At 36.7% G+C, this 1,070-nt stretch carries 1 protein-coding gene; it reads right to left on the reverse strand.

What is annotated here, in order from left to right:
* Positions 1-18 precede the first annotated feature (18 nt).
* A protein-coding gene (locus tag J2Z40_RS19675; RefSeq protein ID WP_245350184.1) for an IS3 family transposase occupies positions 19-1,070 on the reverse strand; the annotation gives its coding sequence in 2 pieces (ribosomal slippage) (positions 19-890 and positions 890-1,070; 1,053 coding nt annotated over the 2 pieces). This gene is flagged as partial in the annotation.

Below are 1,070 nucleotides of genomic sequence, written 5' to 3' on the forward strand. Positions count from 1 at the left end.
TGGTATGTCAACACTAAACTAGACAATTTTTTTAAGGTGTCTTTGCTTATAATCAATCGGACTTTTATATCCGAGGGTTCCATGAATTCGTATGCTATTAAACCAGTGAACATAGTCCTGTAATTCCCTTGTTAATTCTTCTAAACTATTAAAATGTCTGCCTTTCACAAACTCTGTTTTGATGATTTTGAATGTTGCTTCGGCTACTGCATTATCATATGGACAGCCCTTCATACTTAAGGATCGTTGAATACTAAATGTCTTTAAAGCATCATCAATTAATTTGTTTTTAAACTCATTTCCTCGATCCGTATGAAATAGCCGTATCTTATTAAGATCAACCTTGATAGAAGCTAACGCACGATAAACGAGTAAGGCATCTTTATTTGGCCCTGTACTGAACCCGACGATTTCCCGATTAAAGAGATCGACAAAGACACATACGTAGTTCCATTTTTGATTCACTCTTACGTATGTTAAATCGCTTACGATTGCGGTCATTTCTTGTTCTTGAGTGAACTCACGATTCAGTTCATTCTTCTGTTCTGATTCATTACAGGATTTCACATGTGGTTTAAATTGAGCGATTGTGTAGGAGGAAACTAGGCCTTGGTCCTGCATTATGCGCCCAATTCTTCGTCTGGAAACGATAAGACCACGCTTTTTTAATTCAACTTTGATTTTTCGTGTTCCATAGTTTTGGCGGCTTGCGTAAAAAATATCGATCACATCAGAGACAACAGAATCCTCTGCTCTTCTTTCTTTTGCTTCATAATAATAGACACTTCTAGGGATTTGTAGGACTTTGCACATTGCTGATATCGAGTATTTGTGTTGGTTATTCTTGATTACATTTACTTTCGTCCTAGTATCAGCGCGGCTTGCTTTAAAATGTCATTTTCCATTTCTAGTTGCTTATTTCTTTTTCGGAGTTCCAGCAATTCCTTTTGTTCATCTGTTAAATTGTCTTTCTCCTTAAAAGAACCTGACTTTTGACTCTGACCCACCCACTTATCTAAAGAAGAAGGAGTAAGGTCATACTCACGAATAATCTCTTTTCTTGGCTTTCC

It is taken from the genome of Cytobacillus eiseniae, from assembly GCF_017874625.1.
Taxonomy (GTDB): Bacteria; Bacillota; Bacilli; order Bacillales; family Cytobacillaceae; genus Cytobacillus; species Cytobacillus eiseniae.